Annotated in this window: 24 protein-coding genes; 14 read left to right on the top strand and 10 right to left on the bottom strand. The window is 74.8% G+C overall.

The features are described 5' to 3' along the window. On the bottom strand, positions 1-1,372 hold a 1,372-nt coding region (locus tag ACZ7IF_RS04625; RefSeq protein WP_470962934.1), incomplete at its 3' end, for a hypothetical protein. Between the two features lie 57 nt (positions 1,373-1,429). Then, complete coding sequence (locus ACZ7IF_RS04620; RefSeq protein WP_470962931.1) at positions 1,430-2,224, bottom strand: glutamate racemase; 795 nt, start codon at positions 2,222-2,224, stop codon at positions 1,430-1,432. A gap of 149 nt (positions 2,225-2,373) precedes the next feature. Here ACZ7IF_RS04620 and ACZ7IF_RS04615 point away from each other — a divergent pair, with 149 nt between their 5' ends. From ACZ7IF_RS04615 to ACZ7IF_RS04590, 6 genes are all read left to right on the top strand, one after another. Further along, the gene (locus ACZ7IF_RS04615; protein ID WP_470962928.1) at positions 2,374-3,555 is read left to right on the top strand and encodes a glycosyltransferase; all 1,182 of its coding nucleotides are present in this window, start codon (positions 2,374-2,376) and stop codon (positions 3,553-3,555) included. Between the two features lie 266 nt (positions 3,556-3,821). Further along, positions 3,822-4,376, top strand: coding sequence for a DUF6643 family protein (locus ACZ7IF_RS04610; protein ID WP_470962925.1), 555 nt, complete (start codon positions 3,822-3,824; stop codon positions 4,374-4,376). Positions 4,377-4,478: 102 nt separating this feature from the next. Beyond that, entirely contained in the window at positions 4,479-5,306 is an 828-nt protein-coding gene (locus ACZ7IF_RS04605) for an MOSC domain-containing protein (protein ID WP_470962922.1), read from the top strand. 177 nt (positions 5,307-5,483) lie between these two features. Further along, positions 5,484-6,095: an Rv1733c family protein gene (locus tag ACZ7IF_RS04600; protein WP_470962919.1), complete on the top strand. Its 612-nt coding sequence runs from the start codon at positions 5,484-5,486 to the stop codon at positions 6,093-6,095. A 121-nt stretch (positions 6,096-6,216) separates the two neighbouring features. Further along, on the top strand, positions 6,217-8,694 hold the full coding sequence (locus tag ACZ7IF_RS04595) for a right-handed parallel beta-helix repeat-containing protein (RefSeq protein ID WP_470962917.1): 2,478 nt from the start codon (positions 6,217-6,219) through the stop codon (positions 8,692-8,694). Between the two features lie 91 nt (positions 8,695-8,785). Next, positions 8,786-9,274, top strand: a complete 489-nt coding sequence (locus ACZ7IF_RS04590; protein ID WP_470962914.1) for an SRPBCC family protein — start codon at positions 8,786-8,788, stop codon at positions 9,272-9,274. A gap of 174 nt (positions 9,275-9,448) precedes the next feature. Here the strand turns inward: ACZ7IF_RS04590 and ACZ7IF_RS04585 are convergent, their stop codons facing one another. Then, positions 9,449-10,612 carry a PLP-dependent cysteine synthase family protein gene (locus ACZ7IF_RS04585; RefSeq protein ID WP_470962911.1) on the bottom strand — a complete coding sequence of 388 codons (1,164 nt, stop codon included), beginning with the start codon at positions 10,610-10,612 and terminating at the stop codon, positions 9,449-9,451. Positions 10,613-10,821: 209 nt separating this feature from the next. Here ACZ7IF_RS04585 and ACZ7IF_RS04580 point away from each other — a divergent pair, with 209 nt between their 5' ends. Then, a complete protein-coding gene (locus ACZ7IF_RS04580) occupies positions 10,822-11,367 on the top strand; it encodes an ATP-binding protein (RefSeq protein ID WP_470962908.1) in 546 nt (181 codons plus the stop codon). A gap of 85 nt (positions 11,368-11,452) precedes the next feature. On the opposite strand, the gene ACZ7IF_RS04575 is transcribed toward ACZ7IF_RS04580, so the two are convergent. Beyond that, the gene (locus ACZ7IF_RS04575) at positions 11,453-12,715 is read right to left on the bottom strand and encodes an ROK family protein (RefSeq protein ID WP_470962905.1); all 1,263 of its coding nucleotides are present in this window, start codon (positions 12,713-12,715) and stop codon (positions 11,453-11,455) included. A gap of 42 nt (positions 12,716-12,757) precedes the next feature. Further along, positions 12,758-13,432, bottom strand: coding sequence for an alpha-ketoglutarate-dependent dioxygenase AlkB family protein (locus ACZ7IF_RS04570; RefSeq protein ID WP_470962902.1), 675 nt, complete (start codon positions 13,430-13,432; stop codon positions 12,758-12,760). 36 nt (positions 13,433-13,468) lie between these two features. On the opposite strand from ACZ7IF_RS04570, the gene ACZ7IF_RS04565 reads away from it, so the two are divergent. Beyond that, a complete protein-coding gene (locus ACZ7IF_RS04565) occupies positions 13,469-14,212 on the top strand; it encodes a maleylpyruvate isomerase family mycothiol-dependent enzyme (RefSeq protein ID WP_470962899.1) in 744 nt (247 codons plus the stop codon). 121 nt (positions 14,213-14,333) lie between these two features. Next, a complete protein-coding gene (locus tag ACZ7IF_RS04560; RefSeq protein ID WP_470962896.1) occupies positions 14,334-15,554 on the top strand; it encodes a GDSL-type esterase/lipase family protein in 1,221 nt (406 codons plus the stop codon). 18 nt (positions 15,555-15,572) lie between these two features. Here ACZ7IF_RS04560 and ACZ7IF_RS04555 read toward each other — a convergent pair whose 3' ends face one another. Beyond that, positions 15,573-16,541 (bottom strand): spherulation-specific family 4 protein, encoded by a 969-nt coding sequence (locus ACZ7IF_RS04555; RefSeq protein WP_470962894.1) that lies wholly within the window; start codon positions 16,539-16,541, stop codon positions 15,573-15,575. A gap of 111 nt (positions 16,542-16,652) precedes the next feature. Then, the gene (locus ACZ7IF_RS04550) at positions 16,653-17,363 is read right to left on the bottom strand and encodes a TetR/AcrR family transcriptional regulator (protein WP_470962891.1); all 711 of its coding nucleotides are present in this window, start codon (positions 17,361-17,363) and stop codon (positions 16,653-16,655) included. Between the two features lie 152 nt (positions 17,364-17,515). Here ACZ7IF_RS04550 and ACZ7IF_RS04545 point away from each other — a divergent pair, with 152 nt between their 5' ends. After that, positions 17,516-17,974: a nitroreductase/quinone reductase family protein gene (locus tag ACZ7IF_RS04545; protein WP_470962889.1), complete on the top strand. Its 459-nt coding sequence runs from the start codon at positions 17,516-17,518 to the stop codon at positions 17,972-17,974. Between the two features lie 113 nt (positions 17,975-18,087). Here the strand turns inward: ACZ7IF_RS04545 and ACZ7IF_RS04540 are convergent, their stop codons facing one another. Continuing rightward, a complete protein-coding gene (locus ACZ7IF_RS04540; protein ID WP_470963488.1) occupies positions 18,088-19,323 on the bottom strand; it encodes a geranylgeranyl reductase family protein in 1,236 nt (411 codons plus the stop codon). A 242-nt stretch (positions 19,324-19,565) separates the two neighbouring features. Here ACZ7IF_RS04540 and ACZ7IF_RS04535 point away from each other — a divergent pair, with 242 nt between their 5' ends. Further along, positions 19,566-20,930 (top strand): M20/M25/M40 family metallo-hydrolase, encoded by a 1,365-nt coding sequence (locus tag ACZ7IF_RS04535; protein ID WP_470962887.1) that lies wholly within the window; start codon positions 19,566-19,568, stop codon positions 20,928-20,930. Positions 20,931-21,052: 122 nt separating this feature from the next. Beyond that, positions 21,053-21,748, top strand: coding sequence for an MBL fold metallo-hydrolase (locus tag ACZ7IF_RS04530; RefSeq protein ID WP_470962884.1), 696 nt, complete (start codon positions 21,053-21,055; stop codon positions 21,746-21,748). A 43-nt stretch (positions 21,749-21,791) separates the two neighbouring features. Here the strand turns inward: ACZ7IF_RS04530 and ACZ7IF_RS04525 are convergent, their stop codons facing one another. Beyond that, positions 21,792-22,829, bottom strand: a complete 1,038-nt coding sequence (locus ACZ7IF_RS04525; RefSeq protein WP_470962881.1) for an NUDIX hydrolase — start codon at positions 22,827-22,829, stop codon at positions 21,792-21,794. Between the two features lie 231 nt (positions 22,830-23,060). Between ACZ7IF_RS04525 and ACZ7IF_RS04520 the strand changes: the two genes are divergently transcribed. Beyond that, positions 23,061-24,050 carry a LacI family DNA-binding transcriptional regulator gene (locus tag ACZ7IF_RS04520; protein WP_470963485.1) on the top strand — a complete coding sequence of 330 codons (990 nt, stop codon included), beginning with the start codon at positions 23,061-23,063 and terminating at the stop codon, positions 24,048-24,050. Here the strand turns inward: ACZ7IF_RS04520 and ACZ7IF_RS04515 are convergent. After that, a complete protein-coding gene (locus ACZ7IF_RS04515; protein WP_470962878.1) occupies positions 24,040-24,237 on the bottom strand; it encodes a hypothetical protein in 198 nt (65 codons plus the stop codon). The two genes, ACZ7IF_RS04520 and ACZ7IF_RS04515, sit on opposite strands and share 11 nt — an antisense overlap. 146 nt (positions 24,238-24,383) lie before the next feature. On the opposite strand from ACZ7IF_RS04515, the gene ACZ7IF_RS04510 reads away from it, so the two are divergent. Then, positions 24,384-26,588 (top strand): hypothetical protein, encoded by a 2,205-nt coding sequence (locus ACZ7IF_RS04510; protein ID WP_470962875.1) that lies wholly within the window; start codon positions 24,384-24,386, stop codon positions 26,586-26,588. The last annotated feature ends 26 nt before the right edge of the window (positions 26,589-26,614 follow it).

The raw sequence follows: 26,614 nt of genomic DNA, 5'->3' as shown, positions 1-26,614 counted from the left end.
CCTCGGGTCGCGCGCTCTGGGGCCCCTCCCCCCCCCCTGCCCCCCGCCCTCCCCCCCCCCCCCCCCCCCCCCTCCCCCCCCCCCGCCCCCCCCCGCAGCCGCAGCCTCCGCAGCCGTCGCCGCCGCAGCTTCCGCCGCCTCCGCCGCAGCCGGCCGCGGTCGTGCCGGCGGTCCCGGTGGCCGTGGCCCGCTTGGCGTCCTTCTTGCGGTCGGCCTGCCTCCGGAGCCGCTCGGACTCCCTGCGGCGCTCCTCCTCCCGCTCCCGGCGACCCCGGGCCGTCTCCCCGTAGGACACCCCGGCCGGGCTCCAGGGGCCCAGCCCGTGCTGCCGGCGGGGCAGCAGGGGGGCACCCGTGACCTGGCAGGAGATGCTGCCGTGGTCCTCGTGCACGGCGTACTCCAGCACGACCTCGGCCCCCTCCCGCGGCACCCCGTGGAGCAGCGCCTCGAAGGGTTCGGCACGGGCATCGACGTCGTGCAGCCCGCCCCGCGGCAGGCCCTCCGTCCCCGCGGCCAGCAGCCGCGCGCCCCTGAGGGTGTCCCGCTCGCCGGGGCGGTAGCAGAGCAGCGGCCGGCCCGCCGTGTCGTCGGCGTCCGGCAGCAGCCAGAAGTGCCCCGACGGGGAGATCCGTACGCCGACGACCAGCACGGGCTGGTCGTCGGCGTACAGCCGCCGGGCGGCCAGGTCGGCGGCCCAGCCCCGGCCCAGGAGGGTGCTCCCGAGCACCAGCAGGACCAGGGCGGTGCGCTGGTGGCCGACCGCGTCGTACGGGAGGTCGCCGGGGGCGGTCCCGAGGTCCTCGACCAGGCCGTCCACCAGGATTCCGGCGGCGGCGAGGCAGAGGAGGGCCCCGACGATGATCCGCGTGTTCCCGCGCCGCTCCTGCCCCGGCGGGAGCCTGTCGGGAAGCGGGTGGCGGGCCGCCCCGGCGGCGTCGAGGGCCAGCCGCTCCTGCGCGCGCCGGGACCGCAGCCGCAGCATCGCCCCGGCCAGCGCCCACGCGGCGGACAGGCACACGAGGACGGCGCCGGGACCGCGTGAGACCGCGGCGGCCGATTCCGCCACCAGCACGGCGGCGGCCGGCGCGGCCGCGCCGGGCAGGAACCGGTACCAGAGGGGCAGGGCCACCAGCAGCACGGCCGCCGGATAGAACCGCCACGCCGTGCCCACCGGACCGGCCGGCCCCCCGTCGCGGAGGATCAGCACGAGCGAGACGGTCACCAGGACAGCGAGGGCCCAACTACCCGCAGCAGGGGCGAAGATGACCGGGGTCCGGGCCTTGTGCCAGCGCTCGGACTCCTCAACGCCCCATGTCCGCACATCACTTGCCGGTACGACCCCGGCGGGAAGGTGCTTGGCATAGGCAATCACAGGCCCAGTATGCGAGCCAGGCCCGGACCGCGTAACCGCCTTTCGCCGCCCGCCGCATCAGTGCTGGTGGGCCTGCTCCCGCTCCGCGAGCAGGCGGCCTTCGGCGTAGCCGAGGGCGGCGTCGGAGAGCACGGAGGTCCGCCCGCTGTGCAGCACGGTCAGCCCGCCGGTGCGGGGCAGCCCCGGCGCGGGTTCGAGGCCGATGCGGCGCAGCGCCTGCACGGCGACGGCCTCGGCGGAGCCGTGGTACGTGAGCTCCGCTCCCCCGGTGCGGGCGGCGAGGGCGGCCCGGATGGACTCCTCGACGAGCTCGTAGTGGGTGCAGCCGAGGACCACGTCCGTGACGTCGGCCGGGGTGAGCGCGGCGGCGGCCGCGACGGTACGGGCGACGGCCGCCCCGTCACCGTGCTCGACGGCGTCGGCGAGCCCGGGGCAGGGCACCTCGGTGACGCGCGCCCCGGCGGCGAAGTCACGGATCAGCCCGCGCTGGTACGGGCTGCCGGTGGTGGCGGGGGTGGCCCAGATGGCCACCCGCCCGCCGGCGGCCGCGGCGGGCTTGATCGCCGGGACGGTGCCGATGACGGGGATGCCGGGCTCCAGCTCGGCCCGCAGGGTGTCCAGGGAGTGCACGGAGGCGGTGTTGCAGGCCACGATCAGCGCGTCGGGGCCGAGGGCGGCGGCGGCCCGGGCGACGGCGCGGGCACGTTCGGTGAGGTCGGCGGGCGTACGGGGCCCCCAGGGCATCCCGTCGGGGTCGGAGGACAGCAGCAGATCGGCGTCGGGCCGCAGCCGACGCGTCGCGGCGGCCGCAGCGAGGAGGCCGATTCCCGAGTCCATGAGCGCGATCTTCACCCGGTCACCTTAGTCGACGTACCCGCCCCGCCCACGATCCCCCGCCCCGCGGACCCGCCCCCGACGCGCGCCCGACGCACTCCCGACGCGCGCCCCGACTCGCCCGGAAGACCGGGACACGCCCCCGCCGCTTCGGCGAGACTGCCGCCATGGGCCTCCTCATCGCCGCCTGCGCCTCCCTCGCCGCCTGGCTCTGGCTGACCCTCGCCCAGGGCATGTTCTGGCGCACCGACGTCCGCCTCCCGCCGCGCACCGCCCCCGCCCACTGGCCCTCCGTCGCCATCGTCGTCCCGGCCAGGGACGAGGCCGAGGTGCTCCCCCTGAGCCTGCCCTCGCTCCTCGCCCAGGACTATCCCGGCGAGGCCCGGATCGTCCTGGTGGACGACGGGAGCACCGACGGCACGGCCGCGCTCGCCCGCCGCCTGGCCGCAGAGCAGCCCGGCCTCCCCCTCACCGTCGTCACCCCCGGCGACCCCCCGCCCGGCTGGACCGGCAAGCTCTGGGCGCTGCGGCACGGCATCGCCCACGCCCGCGCCGCCGCGGACGGGGGGCCCGAGTTCCTGCTGCTCACCGACGCCGACATCGCGCACGAGCCCGACAGCCTGCGCGAGCTGGTCGCCGCCGCGACCAGCGCCGGCCTCGACCTCGTCTCCCAGATGGCCCGGCTGCGCGTGGCCGGCTTCTGGGAGCGGCTCGTCGTACCCGCCTTCGTGTACTTCTTCGCGCAGCTGTACCCCTTCCGCCGGATCAACCGTCCCGCTTCCCGGACGGCCGCGGCGGCCGGCGGCTGCGTGCTGCTGCGGACCGGGGCGGCCGTCCGCGCCGGGATCCCGGACTCGATCCGGCAGGCCGTCATCGACGACGTCTCCCTCGCCCGCGCCGTCCAGCGCTCGGGCGGGCGGATCTGGCTGGGGCTGGCGGAGCGGGTGGACAGCGTGCGCCCGTACCCCGCCCTCGGGGACCTGTGGCGGATGGTGTCCCGCAGCGCGTACGCCCAACTCCGCCACCAGCCGCTGCTGCTGGCCGGGACCGTGGCGGGGCTGGTGCTGGTGTACCTGGTCCCGCCGGCCGCCCTGTTCGCGGGGCTGGCGGGTCCGCCCTCGGCCGGGAGCACCGCCACGGCCTGGGCCGGGGGGCTCGCCTGGCTGCTGATGGCGGGTACCTACCTGCCGATGCTGCGCTACTACCGGCAGTCGGCCGTGCTCGCCCCGCTGCTGCCGCTCACCGCGCTGCTCTACCTGCTGATGACCGTCGACTCCGCCGTCCAGCACTACCGTGGGCGCGGGGCCGCCTGGAAGGGCCGTACCTATGCCCGTCCCGGCGACGCCTGAAACCGGCCGGGCGGCAGGAACGGAGAATTCCGCCGCCTGAGGAGACGTCATCCGAGGTCACCGCGTTGTGACGCCGCGTCAGCGCGAGGTGCGTGCAACGGCCAACCGGCGAGTACGAGTAGCACCAAGACGGGGCGGAAGTGACGAATCGTGCAGGTGAACGTCAAGTGAAAGCTGTGGCGCTGACCTGGGAATATGCAGGTCAGGGCGGTGTTGGCGACACCTGGCTATAGACCCGGTGAAGTCGTGGGCTTAACTTGTCTCCCATGACCTCCCCCCGCTCCACTTATGGCGGCGGTTACTACTCCGCGCCCTCCTTCCCGGACACCCCCATCTACGACTCCCTCGTCGCCGAGCGGGGCACTCCGCAGATCGCCCCGATCCGCGTTCCGGCCGCCTACGATTCCCCCAGTGCCGGTTACTCGAGCGGTGGTTTCCTGCCGGCCCTCGCCTCGTCCATGCCCGCCCTGCCGCCCGCCGCGCCGCAGCTGCCAGCGCCCTCGTACGGCTACGGATATCCGCAGCAGGCCGCGCCGCAGCCGCAGCAGATGCCGGTTCCGCTTCAGCACGCGCCCGCCCCGTACATCCCGCAGCAGCAGGTCGCGGCCCGGGCCGGATACGTGCCGCAGCCGCAGCCCCAGCAGCCCCGCCCGGCCGCCATGGGCACCGGGTACGAGGCCATGCGCCCGGCGGCCCCGCGTCCGATGGCTCCCATGGCCCCGATGGCACCCATGGCCCCCATGGCCCCGGCGGCGTCCGCGGCGGGCGTTCCCTCGTACGAGGACCCGTACGGCCGCCAGTACCAGCAGCGCGCCTACTGACCCGCCCCCGAGGTCACCGACGGTGACGCCGGCGTCCCGCACACCGTGTGCCGTACACGCGGTCGTTGGGGGGCCGGCGGGGGCAGCTGTCACAATGCCCCCATGTCGAACTTGTACGTCCAGTCGCTCCACGTCCATCCCGTCAAGTCGGTGGCGGGGACCGCTCCCGACGAGATCGCCGTGGAGCCCTGGGGGCCGGCCGGGGACCGCCGCTGGGCCGTGGTGGACACGTCGGGCGCGGTCATCACCCAACGCCAGCAGGCGCGGCTGGCGTTGGCCTCGGCGCGGCCGCTGCCGGGCGGGCGGATCGAGCTGTCGGGACCGGGCATGCCCGCTCTCGTCGTGGAGGTGCCGGAGCCCGGCCCGCTGGAGCCGGTCGTGCTCTTCGGCAAGAAGATCGAGACGGTGGTCGCGGCGTCCGCCGCCGCCGAGTGGTTCAGCGCCTATCTCGGCCTGCCCGCGCGCCTCGTGCACATGGACGACCCGGCCGTCCGCCGGCCGGTGGACCCCGACTACGCCCTGCCCGGGGAGACCGTCAGCCTCGCCGACGCCTACCCCCTGCTGCTGGCCACCAGCGCCTCGCTGGACGCCCTCAACGAGCTGATCGCCCAGGGCGACCACCCGGAGGAGGGCCCGCTGCCCATGAACCGCTTCCGGCCCAATCTGGTGGTCGGCGGTCCCGCCGAGGCCTGGGCCGAGGACGGCTGGCGGCGCATCGCGATCGGCGACGCGGTCTTCCGCGGGGTGCGCGAATGCGGACGCTGCATCGTGACCACCACCGACCAGCGGACGTCGGAGCGCGGGCGGGAGCCGCTGAAGACCCTGGCCAGGCACCGGCGGATCGGGAAGTCGCTGGCCTTCGGACGCCAGCTGGTGCCGGTCGTCACGGGCACGGTCCGGGTGGGCGACGAGGTGCGCGTCCTGGAGTGACCGCGCCCGCCGCACACGGAGGTCCCGACTCCGCCGCTGACCACGGCAGGCAGCCGGAATGACACCTTCGAGGGGCTCGTGGCATCCACTGGAACCAACGGGCCGCGCGGGGCCGTTGGAGCATTCAGGACGGCAGACGAAGACGTAGACCGGGCATGGGGCAGGGGGAGCCGGACCGTGCGGACAGCAATGGGTGTGTGGCGTTGGCGGCGCAATCCGCTGCGCAGGCCGACCGATCTCTTCGAGGCGTGGGTGGCGTTCGCCGCGCTCGTGTGCGTACTGCTGGTGGCCCCGGCCGTCGGCTGGGTGGCGGGCCTCCAGGTGGACGGGACCTTGCAGCGGGCCGCGCGCGAGCAGCGGCACGAGCGGTACCTGGTCCCGGCGGTGGTGGTCCGGCCCGCGCCGGGCGCGGCCGCCGGGGCGGCCGCAGATCCGTCGGCGCAGCGGCAGGCGCCCGAGCGGACGCGGATCGTGGCCTCCTGGACCGCGCCCGACGGCAGCAGCCACGAGGGCACGGTCCCGGCGGCGGAGGAACCGCCGCGGGCCGGCGACCGGTTCCGGATATGGACCGACATCCGGGGCCGCCTCGTGGGGCAGCCGCTCGACCCCACCGCCGCCTCGTTCCACGCGGGTGCCGCGGGCCTGGCCGCCGCGCTCACCGCGGCCGCGCTGGCGGAGACCGTCCGGCGGCTGGTCGTACGCCGGCTCATGCATCGGCGGTACACGCGTCTGGACCGGGCGTGGGCGGCGGCGGGACCGGACTGGGGCCGGGCGGGCGCGGGCAGCTGACCTGGCCACTCACCGGCCCCACGCGCGCTACCGTGGAGCCCGAGGCCGGGTCGCTTCAGTCTCTTCAGTCGCTTCCGCAGGTCCGGCAGCACGAGTACCAGGGTGGGGGCACGACAGCACGATGGCTCAGGGCACGGTCCAGGTGACGCACGGCGGGGCCTCGCGGTGGCGGCGGCGTTCCGGGGAGTATCCGACGCTGGCCGCAGCGCTCGCCGCGGCGGGCGACGGGGACGTGCTGTCCATCGCCCCCGGCACCTACCGGGAGAACCTGGTACTGCGTCATGCCGTCACCCTGCGCGGGCCCGAGGGGGCGGTGGCCGGGTCGGTGCGCATCGCCCCGCTCGACGGCGTCGCGCTCACCGTGCGCGCCTCGGCCGTGGTCCAGGACCTGTACCTGGAGGGGGCGGACCGGGCGGCGCCCGCGCTGCTGGTCGAGGAGGGCTCGCCCGAGCTCACCGACCTGCGCGTGCACACCCGTTCGGCGTCCGGCATCGAGGTGCGCGGCGGGGCCCGGCCCCTGGTGCGCCGGTGCACGGTGGAGAATCCGGCCGGGGTCGGGATCTCCGTCCTGGACGGCGGCGGCGGGGTGTTCGAGGAGTGCGAGGTGGTCGTCGCCGGGCAGGCCGGGGTCTCGGTGCGCGGCGGGCACCCGCGCCTGGAGCGCTGCCGGATCCACCACGCCGTCGGCGCGGGCATCGCGGTCACCGGTGAGGGCTCGGGGCTGGAGGCGCTGGGCTGCGAGGTGTACGAGGTCAAGGGCGCCGGTGTGCAGATCGCCTCGCGCGCCGCGGCCCGCCTGACCGACTGCTCGGTGCACCGCACGTCCGCCGACGGGGTCACCCTCGACACCGACGCGGTGCTGACGCTCGCCGGCTGCGACATCCACGACATCCCGGAGAACGCCGTCGACCTGCGCTCCCGTTCGGTGCTCACCCTCAGCCGCACCACGGTGCGCCGGTTCGGGCGCAACGGCCTGTCGGTGTGGGATCCGGGGACCCGGGTCGATGCCGAGTCCTGCGAGATCCACGACAGCACGGGCGACTATCCGGCGGTGTGGGTCAGCGACGGGGCCACCGCCTCACTGGACTCCTGCCGGCTGCACGACGTGCCGGACGCGCTGTTCGTGCTGGACCGGGGCTCGCGGGTGGACGTGGTCGACAGCGACCTCTCACAGGTGCGCAACACGGCCGTCTCGGTGAGCGACGGGGCGAGCGCCCGGCTCGACGACTGCCGGATCCGTGAGGCGGGCACCGGGGCGTGGTTCCGCGACCACGGCAGCGGCGGTGCCCTCGCCAACTGCACCATCGACGCCGTGCAGACGGGTGTGATCGTCACCAAGGGCGCCGATCCGGTCCTGGAGCGGTGCACGGTCACCTCCGCCGCCGAGGCCGGGTTCTACGTGTCGGCGGGCGGCCGGGGAACCTTCACGGCCTGCCGGGTGACGGGCAGTTCCGGTTTCGGCTTCCACGTCATCGACGGCTGCCGCACCACCCTCACCCGGTGCCACACCGAGCGCTGCGCGCGCGGGGGCTACGAGTTCGCGGAGGACGGCCCGCTCGCCGAGGGGTGCACCGGCGACGAGGGCGGTACGGGCCCGGCGGCGCGGCCGGCGGGCGGCGTGCTCGCGGGGGCGCGGCCGGGGAGCACGGGGCCGCGTACGGCAACGGCCGCGCAGGGCCCCGCGGGACGTCCGGCGGACGGGGTGCCGGCGGCGCGGGCCGGGGACGGGGCCTTTCCGGCCGCGGCACCGGCCGTCCCGCAAGCCGCACCGGCGGGGTCCCGAGGCTCGGGCGAGGTGCTGGGGCAGCTCGACGCGCTGGTCGGGCTGGACAGCGTCAAACGCGAGGTGCGGGCCCTCACCGACATGATCGAGGTCGGGCGCAGGCGGCAGCAGGCGGGCCTGAAGGCGGCTTCGGTGCGCCGGCACCTGGTCTTCACGGGCTCCCCCGGCACGGGCAAGACCACGGTCGCCCGGCTGTACGGGGAGATCCTGGCCTCCCTCGGCGTGCTGGAGCGCGGCCACCTGGTCGAGGTGTCGAGGGTGGACCTGGTCGGCGAGCACATCGGGTCCACGGCGATCCGTACGCAGGAGGCCTTCGACCGGGCGCGGGGCGGGGTGCTGTTCATCGACGAGGCGTACGCGCTGGCCCCGGAGGACTCGGGCCGGGACTTCGGGCGCGAGGCCATCGACACGCTGGTGAAGCTGATGGAGGACCACCGGGACGCGGTGGTGGTGATCGTCGCCGGGTACACGGAGGAGATGGAGCGGTTCCTGACGGTCAACCCGGGTGTGGCCTCGCGGTTCTCCCGCACCATCACCTTCGGGGACTACGGTCCGCAGGAGCTGCTGCGGATCGTGGAGCAGCAGGCGGAGGAGCACGAGTACCGGCTCGGCGAGGGCAGCGGGGAGGCCCTGCTGAAGTACTTCACGGAGCTGCCCAAGGGCCCGGCCTTCGGCAACGGCCGGACCGCGCGCCAGACCTTCGAGGCGATGGTGGAGCGGCACGCGGGCCGGGTCGCGCAGCTGGCCGATCCGAGTACGGACGAGCTCACCCTGCTGTTCCCGGAGGACCTGCCGGCCCTGCCGGCGTCGTGCTGATCCGTCGGCCGGCGGGGACATCTGATGGATGGTCAGTTATGGTGGCGCGGGCGCGCACCCGCGCCGCACACGCACCCCAGGGGGTAACGCCATGGCCCGCCGACTCCGCCCCGTGGGGCTGGACTTCACGGCCGAAGCCCCGGTCCGGCTGGCCTTCACTGCCCGGGCCGCGGCCCCGCCCGACGCCGTGTACCGGGCGCTCGCGCAGGAGGTGACGGGCTGGCCCGCCTGGTTCCGTGCGGTCACCCTGGCCCGGCCGACCGGAGGCGGGACGGGCCGGGAGATACGGCTGATGGGCGGGGTCCGCTTCCAGGAGACGGTGGTGGCCGCCGACCCCGGGCTGCGCTACGCCTACCGGGTCGACGAGACCAACGCGCCGGGCATGAGCGCCCTGGTGGAGGAGTGGCTGCTGGCCCCGGGGCCGGACGCCGCCGGGACCCTCGTCCGCTGGACCTTCGCCGCCGACGGCCCGGCCCCCTTCCGGCTGGCGCTGGCCGCGGCCCGCCCGGGCCTCGGCCGGTCCTTCCGTGCGGCGGTACGCGCCCTGGACGCCCGGCTGGCGGCGCGCGCCGCCTCCTAGGCCCTGTCCGGGCGATCTTCGCGGGCCCGCCACGTCCGGCACGGCACCTCGCCGCGTTGTCGGAGCGCGCGAGTACGGCCGAGTACGAGCTGCGCTCCTCCGCCTTGCGATGCACCGCACCAGACCCCGCGACCTGATCCACGAAGATCGCCCGGACAGGACCCAGGAGCCGGCTCAGGCCTGGGGCTCGCGCCAGTCGCCGGTCTCCAGCAGGGTCTGGATGGTCTTGGCGTACGGGGCGATGTCGAGGCCCTGGGCCGCCAGCCACTCGTCCGAGTAGTACTTGTCGAGGTAGCGGTCGCCCGGGTCGCAGAGCAGGGTCACGACGCTGCCCTTGCGGCCCTCCGCCACCATCTCGGAGACGATCTTCAGGGCGCTCCACAGCCCGGTGCCGGTGGAGCCGCCCGCCTTGCGCCCTATGGCCTGTTCGAGGGCGCGGCAGGCGGCGACGGACGCCGCGTCGGGCACCTTCATCATGCGGTCGATGGCACCGGGCACGAAGCTGGGCTCCATCCGGGGCCGGCCGATGCCCTCGATGCGCGAGCCGCAGTCGCTGCCCGCGTGCGGGTCGTTGTTGGTCCAGCCGTCGAAGAAGCAGGAGTTCTCCGGGTCCGGGACGCAGACTCGGGTGTCGTGCTGCATGTAGTGGACGTAGCGGGCGATGGTGGCGGAGGTGCCCCCGGTGCCGGCCGTGGCCACGATCCACGCGGGCTCGGGGTAGCGCTCCAGGCGCAGCTGCTGGTACATCGACTCGGCGATGTTGTTGTTGCCGCGCCAGTCGGTGGCGCGCTCGGCGTAGGTGAACTGGTCCATGTAGTGGCCGCCGGTGCGGGCGGCAAGGTCGGCGGACTCCTCGTACATCTTCATCGAGTCGTCGACGAAGTGGCATTCGCCGCCGTGGAATTCGATGAGCCGGCACTTCTCCGGGCTGGTGGTCCTCGGCATGACCGCGATGAACGGGACGCCGATCAGCTTGGCGAAGTACGCCTCGGATACCGCGGTGGAGCCGCTGGAGGCCTCGATGACCGGGCGGCCGGGCCGGATCCAGCCGTTGCAGAGGGCGTAGAGGAACAGCGAGCGGGCGAGGCGGTGCTTGAGGGAGCCCGTCGGGTGGGTGGACTCGTCCTTCAGGTAGAGGTCGATGCCCCATGCCTCGGGCAGCGGGAAGCGCAGCAGGTGCGTGTCGGCGGAGCGGTTGGCGTCCGCCTGGACCTTGCGCACGGCCTCCTTGAGCCAGGCCCGGTAGTCGGCGTCGCTGCGGTCGATGTCGACCGTCGTCGCCGCCGTGCTTCCGGCCGTGTTCGAGGCCGGTGTACCGGTGGTACCGGTGGTGCTCATGCGCCTTGCTCCTTTGTCGGTTCCGAAGCCCCCTACTTTCGAAATGTACCCCCCTCACCTGCGCAAATGATTACTTTGGGTTTCCATGCGGATCGCTTTCGGTCGCATCCCCGGGCGTTCGGTTGCAAGCGGCGCCACCGTGGGTGACCCTGGTGATTGCGTCACCGAGGGTGCAGCACCCGTAACAATGATGTCGGGGAGTCGCAGCCGTGATCAGTCATTCCCGCAGGCACTGCGTCGTCGAACTGCAGGCCCTGCCAGCGCGGATCGGTCAGGTCCGCAGAATCATCTCCGCGCAACTGCGCCACTGGCAGCTCGACCCGCTCATAGACCGGGCTGCGCTCGGCGTGACGGAGCTGCTCAGCAACGTCCACCGCCATGCGCAGCCGGACAAGGTGTGCACGGTCGAGATCGAACTCCGCCTGGGGCGGCTGACCGTCTCCGTCCACGACAGCGATCCGCGGCTGCCGGTCCGCCGGGCGGCCGATGACCTGGAGACCTGCGGGCGCGGCCTGGCGCTCGTCGAGGCGGTCAGCGAGGCCTGGGGGGCCCGGCACCGGCCGGACGGGCCCGGCAAGGTGGTCTGGTTCTCCATGCGGGCGGCCCCCGCACCGGCGGCGCCGGCGCGCACGGTCAGTATCGGCGTGAAGAAGACCGTACGGAATCCCGCGCGCCCGGTGCTCGCCGCCGTCGACGCACAGGCCGTCGTGACCGGCGTGCCGGCGTCGGTCACGGTCGGCGCCAGGCCCGGCTGACTCCCCCGCGGCCACCCCGCCCCCGGACCCCGGCCCGCCCGGGCCTGCCGGGAGCGCGCCCCCGCCGGGAGGTCGCCCGCGCGGCTCAGGCCGCCGCGCCCAGCGCCCCCAGCGGGTCGTCCAGCACGGGCTGCCACGCCAGCTCCGCCGCCCCGACCAGGCTGTTGTGGTCGAGGGTGCACGGCAGGATCGGCACGCCCCCGCTGCGCCCCCACAGGCTGCGGTCGGCGACCACCGCGCGCAGCCGCTCCGGGTCGGCGTACAGCAGCTCCCGGTGCAGTCCGCCCAGGATGATCCGGTCCGGGTTCAGGATGTTGACCAGGCCCGCCAGGCCCAGCCCGAGCCGGTCGATGAGCTCCTCGGCGGCCGCCCGGACGGACGGCTGCGCGTACTCGGCGCGCAGCAGGTCTCGGGCCTGCGCCAGCAGCGACACCTCGGGCCCGGGCGTGCGGCCGGCCGCGGTGAGGAAGGCCAGCGGGTCGGCCTCCACGTCCAGGCAGCCCCGGCTGCCGCAGTGGCAGGCCCGCCCCTCCGGGTTCACGGTGAGGTGGCCGACCTCCAGGGCCAGCCCCGCGCTGCCGCTGTGCAGCCGGCCGTCGAGCACCAGCGCCCCGCCCACCCCGCGGTGTCCGGTGGCCACGCAGAGCAGGTGCTGGGCGCTGCGGCCCGCGCCGTGCCGGTGCTCGGCGAGCGCGGCGAGGTTGACGTCGTTCCCGGTCAGGGCCGGCCCGTCGATGCCGGCCGCCTTGACGCGCTCGGCGAAGATGGCCCGTACCGGGGAGCCGGGCGGCCAGGCCAGGTGCAGCGGGTTGAGGGCGGTCCCCTCGGGCTCCGCGACCGCCGAGGGCACCGCGAGGCCCGCGCCGACGCACCGCCGCCCGGACTCGGCGAGCAGCCGGGCGCCCGCGTCGACGACCGCGTCGAGCACCTGCGCGGGGTCCGCGGAGACGGTGAGCTTGCCGGGCGCGGTGGCCACGATGCGCCCGCCGAGGCCGACCAGCGCGGCCCGGAAGCCGTCGGGGTGGACCTGCGCGGCCAGCGCCACCGGGCCGTTCTCGTCGACGGCGAGCCGGTGCGAGGGCCGGCCCTGGGTACCGCCGGCGCCGCCGGGGCGGGAGTCGACGCGGATCAGGCCGAGCGCCTCCAGCTCGGCGGCCACGGCTCCGGCGGTGGCACGCGTGACGCCGAGCTCGGCCGTGAGCACCGCCCGGGTCGGGGCCCGGCCGGTGTGGACGAGCTCCAGCGCCGGGCCGAGGGCGCCGCGGCCGCGCTCCAGCCTGGTCCTCGCGGACGCCGCCGACGCCGTGCTCTCGTCCCCCGCCCCCAGCGGGGCCCCGTTGCCGTTCATGAGGGGATCCTCGCATGATCGGGGGGCACCTCCCGCCCCCGGCTATGCGCCGAGGCCGCCGACCCGCAGGGTGATGTTGAGGCGGCCCGTCAGTCCCAGACCCGGCGGGGCGGTGCCGGGCAGCACCTTCGGCACCCCGTGGTAGGCGAGCCGGCTCGGGCCGCCGAAGACGAACAGGTCTCCGCTGCGCAGCTCGACGTCCCGGTACGGGCGGCCCCGCGAGGCGGTGTTGCCGAAGCGGAAGAGGCAGGAGTCGCCCAGGCTCAGGGAGACCACCGGGGCCCCGGAGCGCTCCTCGGCGTCGCGGTGCATGCCCATCCGGGAGTCGCCGTCGTAGAAGTTGACCAACGCGATGTCGTACGCCTCCGCGGGCGGCGGGGGCGTCCCGTACGCGGCGGTGACGGCCCGCCGTCCCAGCTCGGCCAGCCACCCGGGCATCGGCTTGACCGGCGCCCCGTCCCCGTCGACGGTGGTGCGCGCGTAGGCGTACGGGTACCAGTGCAGGCCCAGGCACACCTGGCGGGCGGTCATCGTCCCGCCTCCGGGGGTGCGTACGGTACGCAGTCCGGCGGGCGGGCGGGCCCACTCGCGGCAGGCTGCGAGCAGCTCCCGCTGGCGCCGGGGCCCGAGCCAGTCGGGCAGGTGCACGGCACCGGGTGCGATCTCGGTCCGCTCGCGCGGGAAGAGCTCCCCGTGCGGCAAGAGTTCCCCGTCCACCCTCCCATTGTCGGGGGCGGCTGGCAGACTCGCGGCATGAAGATCACCGAATACGTGGAGACCCTGGCCCGGGAGGGCGAGCTGCTCGCCGACCAGGCCGAACACGCGGGTACGGACGCCCTCGTGCCCACCTGTCCCGAGTGGCGGGTCGCCGACCTGCTGCGGCACACCGGTGCGGTGCACCGCTGGGCCGCCGGGTTCGTGCGGGACGCCCTGGTGGAGCGGGTGCCGTTCCCGGAGCCGCCGGAACTGGCGGGGGCGGAGCTGCTCGCCTGGTTCCGGGAGGGGCACGCGGAGCTGGTCCGGACCCTGGCGCAGGCGCCTGAGACGGTGGCCTGCTTCACCTTCCTGCCGACGGCGCCGCCGTCACCGCTGGCGTTCTGGGCCCGGCGGCAGGCGCACGAGACGACCGTGCACCGCTTCGACGCCGAGTCGGCACGGGGGATCGCCTTCTCGGCGGTGGCCCCGGAGTTCGCGGAGGACGGGGTGGACGAGCTGCTGACCGGCTTCCACGCCCGGCCGAGCAGCCGGGTGCGGACCGAGGAGCCGCGGGTGCTGCGGGTCCGGGCGGCGGACACGGGCGCGGTGTGGACGGTCCACCTGTCGAAGGAGCCGGCCCGTACGGTGCGGGGCGACACCGGGGAGGAGCCGCACTGCGAGGTGACCGGGGAGGCGTCCTGGCTGTACGCGGCCCTGTGGAACCGGGTCCCGCTCGCCGGGCCGGGCGTGCGCGGGGACGAGTCCCTGACGCGGCTGTGGCAGGCGACGGCGGGCATCTGACGCGGGACGGCGGGCCGGGGCCACGCGCCGGGGCCACGCGCCGGGGCCGGTGCCGCGTCGCGGGACCCGTGGCGGGGAAACGCGCGTGCGGGCCGGGGAGAGGCTTGGCAGGGTGGGCACCATGGCCTCTCGTACCTCCCCCACCTCCCCGGACTCCCCCGACTGGATCACCACCCCGGTCGAAGAGCGCTTCCTGCGCGGCGCCCTGGAGGTGGAACGCACCGCGCTCGGGCTGCTGCCGCACCGGCTGCCCGCCCGGGCCCGCGCCCAGTGCGCCGACGGGCAGCTCGCCATGGCGGAGGCGCAGCCCTCCGGAGTGCGGCTGGTGTTCCGCACCCGGGCGACGGCCGTCGAACTGGACGCCGTGCGCACCAGAATGGCCTACCGGGGAGCCCCGCCGCGCCCCGACGGCCTGTACGACCTGCTGGTCGACGGCCGGCCCGCCGGGCAGGGCACGGTGACCGGCGGGCACGTCCTGATGGTCGACATGGCCACCGGGTCGGCGGAGCGGATCCCCGGCCCGGTCGGCACGGTCCGCTTCTCCGGCCTGCCCGACCGGGTCAAGGACGTGGAGATCTGGCTGCCGCACAACGAGGTCACCGAGCTGGTGGCCCTGCGGACCGACGCCCCCGTCGAGCCCTCCCCGGACCCGGGCCGCAGGGTGTGGCTGCACCACGGCAGCTCGATCAGCCACGGATCCGACGCGGCGAGCCCCAGTACGACCTGGCCGGCGCTGGCCGCCTCCCTCGGCGGGGTGGAGCTGGTCAATCTGGGTCTGAGCGGCAGCGCCCTGCTCGACCCGTTCACCGCGCGGGTCCTGCGGGACACCCCGGCCGACCTGATCAGCATCAAGATCGGCATCAACCTGGTCAACCACGACCTGATGCGGCTGCGCGCCTTCGGCCCCGCCGTCCACGGCTTCCTCGACACCGTCCGCGAGGGCCACCCCGCCACGCCGCTGCTGGTCGTCTCACCGATCCTCTGCCCGGTCCACGAGGACACCCCGGGGCCCAGCGCCCCCGATCTCTCCGAACTCGCCGCGGGCAGGCTCCGGTTCAGGGCCGCGGGAGACCCGGCGGAGGTGGCCGCGGGCAAGCTGACCCTCAAGGTCGTCCGGCAGGAACTGGCCCGCATCGTGCGGGAGCGCGCCGCGGACGACCCGAACCTGCACCACCTGGACGGGCTCGACCTCTACGGCGGGGCCGACTTCGCCGCCCTCCCCCTCCCCGACGACCTCCACCCGGCCCCGGAGACCCACCGCCTCATGGGCGCCCGCTTCGCCGCCCGCGCCTTCGCGCCCGACGGCCCCTTCGGCGCCCCGGACCCCGGCCGGGAGCGGTAGCCGGGTCGGCCGGACCGGTCAGCCGGACGGGTCCGGCCCGCCCAGGGTGGCCGCGTAGGCGGTCTGGGGGCGGTACTTCCAGGAGGGGCTGGTGTTCCAGGGGTTGGGCATGGCCGCGCTCGTCGCGTAGGCGTACCCGGCGCCGCGGCCGAAGGCGGTGCGCAGCGTGGTGCGCATCGCGGCGGTGTCCGGAACCTCGTGGACGAGGTGCCAGAACGCCGTACCGCTCGGGTCGAGTTCGGCGCCCGGGCGGTAGCCGCCGCGGGCGTCGAACACGTTCCCCTGCCAGCCTCCCGTGGTGTACGCCGCGTACGTGTCCTCGTAGGTGACGAAGACGTCGGCCGTGCGGTGGCCCGGTTCGAGGTAGCAGTCGGCGATGGCGGTGCCGGGGTTGTTGACGACGAGGTCGTCCGCGTCCGGGTCGGCGGCGTGCATGGTGTCCTGGACGTAGCGGCGCAGGGCGGCGTAGTGGTCGCGGGTGGCGTTGCCGGGGCCGCAGTCGCGGCTGACGACGTCGAAGAAGATGCCGTCGACATGGAGCCGGCCGTCCCCGCCGCCGCCCTCGTCGTCGGAGGGGCGCAGGTAGTTGTCCACCGAGGCTTTGACGGCCGCCGGGTCCCGGTTGCCGTGGTCGGTGTAGACGTAGCCGAGGACCTTGGTCTTCTCGCCGGTGGCGGTGGTGCCGGCGCGCAGGGCGTCGGCGCGGGCCCGCCAGGGGGCGTCGAAGGGGGCGTCGCCGTTGCCGGGGTTGAGGACGACCACGGAGGCGGCGGGGGTGGTGGCGGTGAGGGCGGTCAGCATCGGGTCGCCGGCCCAGACGTAGGCGGGGACGCCGATCTCCAGGCCGCGCACGCCGGGTATCCGGGGAGCGGGAGCCGCCGACGGCTCCGCCTGTCTCGCGGAGGCGGGTACGGCCGGCGCCGGTGCGGCGAGCAGCATGATCAGGGCGACGGCGTACAGGGCCTTCAGTACGCGGGCGGGAGCCACGGCTGTTCCTCCGGCTGCGGCGGGGGCGGGGACCCGAGGAACACTAGGCGCGCGGAAACCCGGTGAAAGGCGAACCACCCGGATTGGTATGAGGAACAGACAAGCGACTGGTCACCGGGGCCCGGTCGTGGCGGGCAGTCCGACCGAGTGCGCCAGCTGTCCGGCGGCGTGCGCGAAGAAGGCCTCCCGTTCCTCGACGACCCGGTTGAACTGGCCGAACAGCTCGAAGGAGACGAGGCCGACGAGCTGCGCGCAGGCCGCGACCAGGGCGGCCGTCACCGCCGGGGGCAGGCCTTCGGCGAAGTCGGCGGTCATCCGGTGGGCTTCGGGGCGCAGCGCGTCGGGCAGGGGCGGCAGGGCGAGGCCGCGTCCCTCGTAGGCGGTGCGGAGGATGCCGATGAGGACGTTGGCCACGCGGGAGGCGGGGCCGACGGTGTCGAGCGGGGCGGTGTAGCCGGGGACCGGCGAGCCGTAGACCAGGGCGTATTCGTGCGGGTGGGCCAGTGCCCAGGTGCGGACGGCCCCGCAGACCGCCGTCCAGCGGGCGCGGGGCTCGGAGCCGGCGGCGAGGGCGGTGGCGTCGGCGGCTTCGGCGGCGGCGCCGAGGCTGTCGTAGGCGTCGATGATCAGCGCGGTGAGCAGCTCGTCACGGCTGGGGAAGTAGCGGTAGAGGGCGGAGGAGACCATGCCCAGCTCGCGGGCGACGGCCCGCAGGGAGAGTTTGGCGGCGCCCTCGGCCGCGAGCCTGCGGCGCGCCTCGTCCTTGATGGCGGCGGTGACCTCGATACGGGCCCGTTCCCTGGCTCCTCGCACGGTGCTCATGCGGATCAGTGTGCCATGCGGGCGGAGCAGTGCACAAAAATGGGAGCAGCGATCCATTCAGAGAGCAGTGCTCTTGTTTTGGGGCGCCGATCCGTGCACACTGATCTCAAGCGAGAGCAGTGCTCTCGGAATACCGTGCCTCGGAGGCCACCATGAACGCGCCCACCCCCTACTACGTCCAGGCCACCCCCTTCGCCGTCCGGTTCAACGCCCTCTTCGGCAAGCTCGCCCGCCTCGGCATCAGCCTGGCCGGCACGGCCGAGCTGTCGGTGCGCGGCCGCACCTCCGGACGGATGCAGCGCATCCCCGTCAACCCGCACCCCTACGAGGGCGAGCAGTACCTCGTCTCGGCCCGCGGCCACTCCCAGTGGGTCCGCAACATGCGCGTGGCGGGCGGCGGCGAGCTGCGCGTCGGCCGCAGGGTCCGCGCCTTCACCGCCGCGGAACTGACCGACCCGGCGGAGAAGGCGGCCGTGCTGCGCGCCTACCTCGAGAAGTGGGGCTGGGAGGTCAACCGGTTCTTCCAGGGCGTCACCGCCAAGTCCACCGACGCCGAGCTCCGTGCGGCCGCCGGGGACCACCCCGTCTTCCGGATCACGGTGTCCCGCTGAGCGGCCCGGCCCGCCCCCGCCGGCCCGCCCCCTCACCGGCCCGCCGCCCCCGGGAACGGCGAAGCGCCGGTCCCCACGGGGAACCGGCGCTCGCGGTCGACGTACTCCGGCCGCTACCCCCGGCGGGCGCGCGCCTGGCGGTCGTCCAGCAGGTGCAGGGCCTTGCGCGCCAGCGGGTGCGCACGGACCAGGTCGGGCAGCGTCGTCGAGCCCCGGGTGATGCGGGCGAAGGCCATCCAGGCCGGCCGCAGGCCCGTGAGCGCCGCGTGGAACAGTCCCGGGCGGGACTCGAAGACGGTCAGCATCCGCTTGCCGACGGCCATTTCCACACCCAGCCCGGCCTTGACGGCGAAGGCGTAGTTGAGGGCCTGGCGGCGCGCGTCCACCGCGTCCTGCGCCTCGGAGACCTTGACCGCCCACTCTCCCGCGAGCCGCCCCGAGCGCAGCGCGAAGGAGATGCCCTCCCGCGTCCACGGCTCCAGCAGGCCGGCCGCGTCACCCGCCACCAGTACCCGGCCGCGCGAGAGCGGGGAATCGGGCTTCCGGCAGCGGGTCAGGTGGCCGGAGGAGACGGCCGGTTCGAAGCCGGCCAGGCCCAGCCGGGCGATGAAGTCGTCGAGGTACCGCTTGGTCGCCGCGCCCTCGCCCTTCGCCGAGATGACCCCGACGGTGAGCGTGTCGCCCTTGGGGAAGACCCAGCCGTAACTGCCGGGCAGCGGGCCCCAGTCGATCAGGACGCGGCCCTTCCAGTCCTCGGCCACCGTCTCCGGTACCGGGATCTCGGCCTCCAGGCCGAGGTCGACCTGGTCCATCTCGACACCGACGTGGGCGCCGATCCGGCTGGCGCTGCCGTCGGCGCCGACCACGGCCCGGGCCAGGACGGTCTCACCGTCCGCGAGCACCACGGCGACCGTGCGGCGGTCCGGCACCGCCGCGCCGTGCTGCTCGACCCGGGACACGGCCGTGCCCGTACGGAGGGTCGCACCGGCCTTCTCGGCCTCCGCGACCAGCGCCGCGTCGAACTCGGGCCGGTTGATGAGCCCGAACAGCATGGTCTTCGAACGCCGGGTCCGGGCCAGCCTGCCGTCCAGGGAGAAGGTGACGGCGTGGATGCGGTCCTTGAGGGGCAGCACGAAGCCCGGCGGGAGGGCGTCGCGCGAGGGGCCGATGATGCCGCCGCCGCAGGTCTTGTACCGGGGCAGCTCCGCCTTCTCCAGCAGCAGGACGCTCCGGCCCGCCGAGGCCGCGGCGTACGCCGCCGACGCCCCGGCCGGTCCGGCGCCGACCACGACGACGTCCCACACCTCCGCGGCGCCCTCGGCGGCCGCCCGTTCGGCCGTCTCCCCCACCGCCTCCGCCGGGGTCCCCTCGTCCGCCGCCCGAGCGGCCTGCTCTGCGCTCGCGCCGTTCACGTCGTCGTCGCTGCTCACGATGTGCTGCTGCTCCTGATCACCCGGTTGCTCCGATGCCGTGGAAATCCTACGGCGAGCCGCCGCCTCGTCCCTCTGTGCGAGGATCGTGACAGTCTTTCGCCTTGTATTCGCCGTACCCCGGCACCCACAACAACGTCGCACCCACGAGGAGCGTGCCCATGTCCCAGAATCCGATCGCCGAGACCGTCGCCTCGCTCATGCCCCGCGCCAAGGCGGAGCTGACCGAGCTGGTGGCCTTCCAGTCGGTCGCGGACTGGGCCCAGTTCCCGCAGAGCGAGAGCCAGGCCGCCGCGAACTGGGTGGCCGACGCCCTGCGCGCCGAGGGCTTCCAGGACGTCGCGCTGCTCGACACCCCGGACGGCACCCAGTCGGTGTACGGGTTTCTGCCCGGCCCCGAGGGCGCCCCGACCGTCCTGCTGTACGCGCACTACGACGTGCAGCCGCCGCTGGACGACGCCGCCTGGATCTCCCCGGCCTTCGAGCTGACCGAGCGCGACGGCCGCTGGTACGGGCGCGGTGCCGCGGACTGCAAGGGCGGCTTCATCATGCACCTGCTCGCGCTGCGCGCCCTGAAGGCCAACGGCGGGGTGCCCGTCAACGTGAAGGTCATCGTCGAGGGCTCGGAAGAGCAGGGCACCGGCGGCCTCCAGCAGTACGCCGAGGCCAACCCGGAGCTGCTGGCCGCCGACACCATCGTCATCGGCGACGCGGGCAACTTCCGCCTCGGACTCCCGACGGTGACGGCCACCCTGCGCGGAATGACCCTGATCAAGGTCAAGCTCGACACCCTGGGCGGCAACCTGCACTCCGGCATGTTCGGCGGTGTCGCCCCCGACGCGCTCGCCGCGCTGATCCGCCTGCTGGACTCGCTGCGCTCCGAGGACGGTTCGACGACCGTGGACGGCCTGGCCTCGGACGCCGTGTGGGAGGGCCTGCAGTACCCGGAGGCCGATTTCCGCGCCGACGCGAAGGTGCTGGACGGCGTCGAGCTGATCGGTGAGGGCACCATCGCCGACCGGCTGTGGGCCCGTCCCGCCGTCACCGTGCTCGGCATCGACTGCCCGCCCGTGGTCGGCGCGACCCCCTCGGTGCACGCGAGCGCGGGCGCGCTGATCAGCCTGCGCGTGCCGCCGGGCGTGGACACCACCGAGGCCATCAAGCTGCTGGAGGCGCACCTGGTGGCGCACACCCCGTGGAAGGCGAGGCTGGAGCTGGAGGTCGTCGGCCAGGGACAGCCCTTCCAGGCGGACACGAGCAGCCCGGCGTACGCGTCGATGGCGGCGGCCCTCGGCGAGGCGTACGACGGCCAGGAGATGCAGATCAGCGGCATGGGCGGGTCCATCCCGCTGTGCAACACGCTGACGTCCCTGTACCCGGGGGCGGAGATGCTGCTGATCGGGCTGAGCGAGCCGGAGGCGCAGATCCACGCGGTGAACGAGAGCGTCTCCCCGGAGGAGCTGGAGCGGCTGTCGGTCGCCGAGGCCCTGTTCCTGGTGAACTACGCGGCCTCCAAGAGCGCCTGACCGCCTGACGCCACCCGCGGGAATCCCCTTCTGTACGCCCAGGGCACACTGCGCCCTGGGCGTACTCCGCTCCCGGCGAAGCCGGGTGCGCGGGGCGGGCCCGGGCGCCTACGGTCGCCGTCATGGATCTTGTTGAAGTCATCCCGGACCGGCTCCACATGCTGCACTTCGCCATCGGCCAGGCCTACCTCTGGCAGGACGGCGGAGCCCTCACCCTGATCGACGCCGGGCACGCCGGCTCCGCCGACGGCATCGAGGAGGCGATACGTTCCCTCGGGCTGGAGCCCGAGCGGCTGGAGCGGATCGTCCTGACGCACTGCCACCGCGACCACGTCGGCGCCGCCGGTGAACTCGCCGCCCGCTGGGGCGCGCAGGTGCTGGCCCACCGGCTGGACGCCCCGGTGGTGCGCGGCGAGCAGCCGGTTCCCGAGCCGGTGCTGCTGGACTGGGAAGTCCCGCTCTACGCACACGGGATGACGGTCCCCGAGGCCCCGCCGACCCGGGTCGACCGGGAGCTCGAGGACGGCGAGGTGCTGGACTTCGGCGGCGGGGCGGTGGTGGTCCACGCCCCGGGGCACACTCCGGGCAGCATCGGCGTGCACCTGCCCGGGCACGGCGTCCTGTTCACGGGGGACTGCGTGGCGGGGGTCGGCCAGGTGATGCTGGGCGTCTTCAACGTCGACCGGGCCGAGGCCGTCGCCTCCTTCGGCCGGCTGGCCGCCCTCGCCCCCTCCGTGGCCTGCTTCGGCCACGGCGACCCCTGGACCGAGGACACCGCCAAGGCACTCCACGAGGCGGCGCGGGCGGCCGCGGCCTGAGCACGGCCGGACCCCGGTGCGCGAGACCGGGGTCCGGACCGCGTCACGGAGTGGGGCGGCCCGACTCCAGGTAGAGCGGGTTGCCGCGCTCGCGGGCGCGCAGGGCCCAGCGCAGCCGTTCGTAGCGCTGCGGCGGCAGGAGGCCAGCGGCCTCGGACTCGGTGACGAAGCGCCAGGCGCGCAGTTCCGGGCCGGGCAGCCGCAGCCGCGCGATCTCCGGCTCCGACAGCCTCCCGCCGTCGAACAGCAGCCGCAGCCCCCCGTACGCCGGGGCACGGGGCGGCTCCCAGTCGACCACGAGCAGCCCGGGGACCTGCTCCAGTGTCAGGCCGAGCTCCTCCGCGACCTCCCGTACGCCGGCCCGTGCCGGGGCCTCGCCCGGCTCGACCACCCCGCCCGGGAACTCCCAGCCCGGCTTGTACGTCGGATCCACCAGGAGGACCCGGTCCCGGTCGTCGAAGAGCAGCACCCCCGCCGCCACCGTCTCCCGCGTCGGCTCCGGGGTCTGCACGATGTCGCAGACCGCCGCCGTGCCGGTGCGTACGGCGTCGGCGATGCGCTGTGCCGTCTCCCGTACCGTCAGATGTCCGTTGTCGACGAGGTGCGCGTCGGCGCTCAGCCAGCCCAGCGCCTGCCGGTACGCCGGGATGTGGTCGTACGCCCACTGGCGGACCCGTACGTCCACCTCCTCGGGCGCCCCCGGCTCCTGACGGGTGGCGATGCGCTCCCGCAGGATCGTTTCCTCCGGGGCGAGCAGCACGTGCCGCACGGGGATCCGGCGCGCCGCGAGGCCGCCGAAGATCTCGTCGCGGTACTCCTGCCGCAGCAGCGTCATCGGCACGACCAGGACCCCTCCCAGCTCCGCCAGCATCGCCACCGCCGTGTCCACGACCAGCCGCCGCCAGCTCGGGAGGTCCTGGTAGTCGTCGACCTCGGCGAGGCGTTTGGGCGGCAGCAGCCGGCGCAGCGCGTCGCCGATGAGCTCCGGGTCGTACAGGCTGCTGTCCGGAAGGAGTCCGGCCAGTTCACGGGCCGTGCTGGTCTTCCCGGCGCCGAAAGTGCCGTTGATCCAGACAATCACGTCTACCCCTCTCCCTATGGCTCGCCTCCGAAGCCCCCCGGTGGCTTGCCCGCCCCACCCTGCCATGGAAACCCGCCCGCCGGTCGAGTGCTTATGCTCGGGGGCGGAGCCGAGATCACAGCCGGGGCCGGAGCCCTTCCGCGCCGCCCGTCACCCGCCACCTCCGGAGGATTCCCCGCCGTGCCGCAGACCCGCCACCCGTCCGAGCCCCGCTACGGCAACCGGCCGACCATGAAGGACGTGGCGGCCCGGGCGGGCGTCGGCCTGAAGACGGTCTCGCGGGTCGTCAACGGCGAGCCGGGGGTGACCCCCGACACCGAGCGGCGGGTGCAGGAGGCCATCGAGGAGCTCGGCTTCCGGCGCAACGACAGCGCGCGGGTGCTCCGCAAGGGGCGCACCGCCACCGTGGGCCTGGTCCTGGAGGACCTCGCCGACCCCTTCTACGGTCCGCTCAACCGGGCCGTGGAGGAGGTGGCCCGCGCCCACGGCGCCCTGCTCATCAACGGCTCCAGCGCCGAGGACCCGGACCGCGAGCGGGAGTTGGCGCTCGCGCTGTGCGCCCGACGGGTGGACGGGCTGATCGTGATCCCCGCCGGGGACGACCACCGCTATCTGGAACCCGAGATCCGGGCGGGGGTGGCCACCGTGTTCGTGGACCGCCCGGCGGGCGGGATCGAGGCGGACGTCGTCCTGTCGGACAGCTTCGGCGGCGCCCGGGACGGGGTGGCGCACCTGATCGCGGCCGGGCACCGCAGGATCGGGTTCATCGGCGACCACCCCCGCATCCACACCGCGACGGAACGCCTGCGCGGCTACCGCGAGGCGATGGGACGGGCGGGTCTGCCGGTGTCCGGGGCCTGGGTCTCCCTGGGCTCCACCGCCCCCGAACGGGTGGCGGCCTCCGCCCGCGCGATGCTGGCGGGGCCGGAGCCGGTCACGGCCGTCTTCGCCGGCAACAACCGCGTCACCGTCACCGTCGTACGGGTCCTCGCGGCGCTGCCCCGGCCGGTGGCCCTGGTCGGCTTCGACGACTTCGAACTCGCCGACCTGCTGCGCCCGGGCGTCACGGTGGTCGCGCAGGACCCGGCGGCCCTGGGCCGGGTGGCCACGGACCGCCTCTTCCAGCGCCTGTCGGGCACCGCCCTCCCCCCGACCCGCATCGAACTCCCCACCCGCCTCATCCCCCGCGGCTCGGGCGAACTCCCGCCGTTCACCGGATGAGCGACCGCAGCCCGGGCACGGCCCCGCCGGCGCCGGTGAGCCCGGCGAGGACGGCCAGCGGGGCCGGCACCCCGCCGAGGTAACTCAGCCCGCCGGTGACGAGGCCGGTGAACAGGGCGCCGAGGAGCACGACGGCGGCGTGCAGGGTGAGCAGGGGCGGATCGGTGTCGTCCGGGGCTGTGGTCATGCCCCGATTCCAGCGCGCCGCGCACCGGGGGACGGCCTCCGCCGGACGAACCCGGAACCGGCGCCGGACACGGCTGCGTCCGGCACTGTTCGGGATTGTCCGGCGGACCCGTTCGTACCCTCATAACCTGGCCGGTAATGAAAAGCGTGTCTACGTTCAAGGAAGAACTCGCCTCGCTCGCCGCCGACTTGCGGCAGCTGCGGATCGAGCGCGGCAAGCCTTCGTACCGTGACCTCGCTGCGCGCGCGGCGAGGTCCGCGACCGGGATCCGTCTGCCGGTGGCCACCCAGAGCGAGGCCTTTCGGGGTGAACGGCTGCTGGGGCTGGACCGGCTGATGGGCCTGGTCCGGATCCTCTACGCGTACGACGCGTTCGGAGTGGAGCGGCCCGTGCCGCCCCACAACTCCCCCGAGCTGGAGCCCTGGCGCCGCCGCTGGCGCGAACTGGCCGCCCTGGAGCCGGTCCGGCGCTCCCCGGCAGCCAAGCCCCCCGTTCCCGTCGGCGGGACCGGCTTCGCCGTGGCCCACGTACTCAGCACATGGGTGGACAACAACTACTGCGCGGCGTTCTCCCCCGACGGCCGGATCCTCGCCGTGTCCGGCGTGCGGGAGACCAATGACGGAGTGGTGGGCCTGTGGGACCCCTTCCGCGGAGCCCCGCTCGGCACGCTCGAGGGAGAGGCCGCCGCCCTTTCGCTGGCGTTCTCCCCGGACAGCCGGGTCCTGGCCGTCGGGGACATGGACGGCGGGGTGCGACTGTGGGACACCGCCACCCTCCGACCGACGGGGCCCCCCATGCTCGGCCACGACGGCTCCGTCGACGCCCTCGCCTTCACGCCGGACGGCCGGATACTGGTCGCGGCCGACGACGTCAACGCCATCATCCGCTGGGACGTCGCCACCGGAAAGCCCGTCGGACCCCCGCTGATCGGCCACAGCGGTGAGATCGGGGCCTTGGTCTGCCTCCCCGACGGCCGGGTCCGGGCCGCGTTCAGCCACGAGCAGGGGCTGTTCCTCTGGGATTTCGGAACCGGTTCGAGTGTCGGTACGCACCTCACCGGGAACCTGCGTCCGGCGTCCGGGGCCGCGTTCTCCGCCGACGGCACCCTGCTGGCCACGACCGGCCCTGAGACGACGTCGTTGTGGGACACCGCGACCCACACCCTCGTGCGCAGCCTGCCCGAGTCCGGCGATGGTGGTGGCAAGCTGACCTTCTCCGCGGACGGCCGCCGGCTCGCCTCCGTGGACAACGGCGGCGCCCTGCGCCTGTGGGATCCCTCGACCGGTGACCTTCTGGGCCGGCCGCTGACCGTGCACAAGGGTCCGTTCCACTCGCCGGCGCTGTCCCCCGACGGCCGTGTGCTCGCCGTCTGCGGCGAGAGCAACAGCCTGGTCGTCTACCACGACACACCTCACGCGGAACCCACGCCGCCCCGGCCACTCTCGATGCGGGCCCTCGACTCGGCCTTGGGCCAAGGTCAGGCCGTGCCTCTGTCTCCCCTGGCTGCGGCTGGTGAAGTCGCCCTGCGCAGGCTCGCGTTCTCGCCGGACGGCGGCCGCCTCGTGGTCCGGGCGCAGGACGGCCAGGTCCTCTCCTGGGACCCGGCGGCACGCGTCCAGCTGCCCGAGACCCTGTTCACGCCTGGCAGTACGGCTCCCTGGGGGCTGGACTTCCCGGCCGGCGGCGGGCCTGCCGTGCTCTGGACCCCGGGCCTGCCTTTCGCCCGCCCCGTGTCCCTGGTGCAGCACGTCGCGTTCTGCGGCGCCACCGCGCCGGTGGCCGTGATCGGTGCGGAGGGACGGGTGTCAGTGCCGAACACGGCCGCCGCGCACGTTCCGGACGGGATTTCGGACGTGTACGCCCTCGCAGCCGCGCCGGAGTGGAGCGTGCTGGCCGCCGCAATGGGCGAGCGGGTGGTGCTGTGGGATCCGGCCGCCCTGGCAGGATCCGGCCTGGAGCTGGATGGCCACCTGAGCACCGTCGGCGCCCTGGCCTTCTCCCCCGACGGCCACCTGCTGGCCACTGGTGACGCCGACGGGGACGTCCTGCTGTGGGACGTCAGCGCGCCCGGCACCCCCGCCCACCGCCTCTCCGGGCACACCGGCCCGGTGTACGACCTGGCGTTCTCCCCCCAAGGGCACCGGCTCGCCGGCGCCGGCGCGGACGGCACCGTGCAGCTCTGGGGCACCGCCACGGGCGAGGCCGCCACCCGCCTGCCGCTGACCGGGCACACCGGCGCCGTCCGGGGTGTCGCCTTCTCCCCCGACGGGAGCCTGCTGGCCTCCTCCGGGGACGACGGCACCCTGCGCTGCTGGCTGCTGCCCGACGTGCCGACGGCCCGGCTCGGATGATTCCGGGCCTGGCCGTGCGGGGGTCT

The organism is Streptomyces sp. NPDC037421 (assembly GCF_055602105.1).
The sequence above is the reverse complement of the archived record's forward strand: the minus strand, read 5'-3'. Positions and strand labels throughout refer to the sequence as shown.

Bases quoted from the DNA above. Each gene is read 5' to 3' on its own strand.
- ACZ7IF_RS04595 (WP_470962917.1), top strand. From the start codon at position 6,217: ATGGCTCAGGGCACGGTCCAGGTGACGCACGGCGGGGCCTCGCGGTGG.
- ACZ7IF_RS04575 (WP_470962905.1), bottom strand. From the start codon at position 12,715: ATGAACGGCAACGGGGCCCCGCTGGGGGCGGGGGACGAGAGCACGGCG.
- ACZ7IF_RS04605 (WP_470962922.1), top strand. From the start codon at position 4,479: ATGTCGAACTTGTACGTCCAGTCGCTCCACGTCCATCCCGTCAAGTCG.
- ACZ7IF_RS04530 (WP_470962884.1), top strand. From the start codon at position 21,053: ATGGATCTTGTTGAAGTCATCCCGGACCGGCTCCACATGCTGCACTTC.
- ACZ7IF_RS04535 (WP_470962887.1), top strand. From the start codon at position 19,566: ATGTCCCAGAATCCGATCGCCGAGACCGTCGCCTCGCTCATGCCCCGC.
- ACZ7IF_RS04560 (WP_470962896.1), top strand. From the start codon at position 14,334: ATGGCCTCTCGTACCTCCCCCACCTCCCCGGACTCCCCCGACTGGATC.
- ACZ7IF_RS04515 (WP_470962878.1), bottom strand. From the start codon at position 24,237: ATGACCACAGCCCCGGACGACACCGATCCGCCCCTGCTCACCCTGCAC.
- ACZ7IF_RS04610 (WP_470962925.1), top strand. From the start codon at position 3,822: ATGACCTCCCCCCGCTCCACTTATGGCGGCGGTTACTACTCCGCGCCC.
- ACZ7IF_RS04615 (WP_470962928.1), top strand. From the start codon at position 2,374: ATGGGCCTCCTCATCGCCGCCTGCGCCTCCCTCGCCGCCTGGCTCTGG.
- ACZ7IF_RS04545 (WP_470962889.1), top strand. From the start codon at position 17,516: ATGAACGCGCCCACCCCCTACTACGTCCAGGCCACCCCCTTCGCCGTC.
- ACZ7IF_RS04520 (WP_470963485.1), top strand. From the start codon at position 23,061: ATGAAGGACGTGGCGGCCCGGGCGGGCGTCGGCCTGAAGACGGTCTCG.
- ACZ7IF_RS04565 (WP_470962899.1), top strand. From the start codon at position 13,469: ATGAAGATCACCGAATACGTGGAGACCCTGGCCCGGGAGGGCGAGCTG.
- ACZ7IF_RS04590 (WP_470962914.1), top strand. From the start codon at position 8,786: ATGGCCCGCCGACTCCGCCCCGTGGGGCTGGACTTCACGGCCGAAGCC.
- ACZ7IF_RS04585 (WP_470962911.1), bottom strand. From the start codon at position 10,612: ATGAGCACCACCGGTACCACCGGTACACCGGCCTCGAACACGGCCGGA.
- ACZ7IF_RS04550 (WP_470962891.1), bottom strand. From the start codon at position 17,363: ATGAGCACCGTGCGAGGAGCCAGGGAACGGGCCCGTATCGAGGTCACC.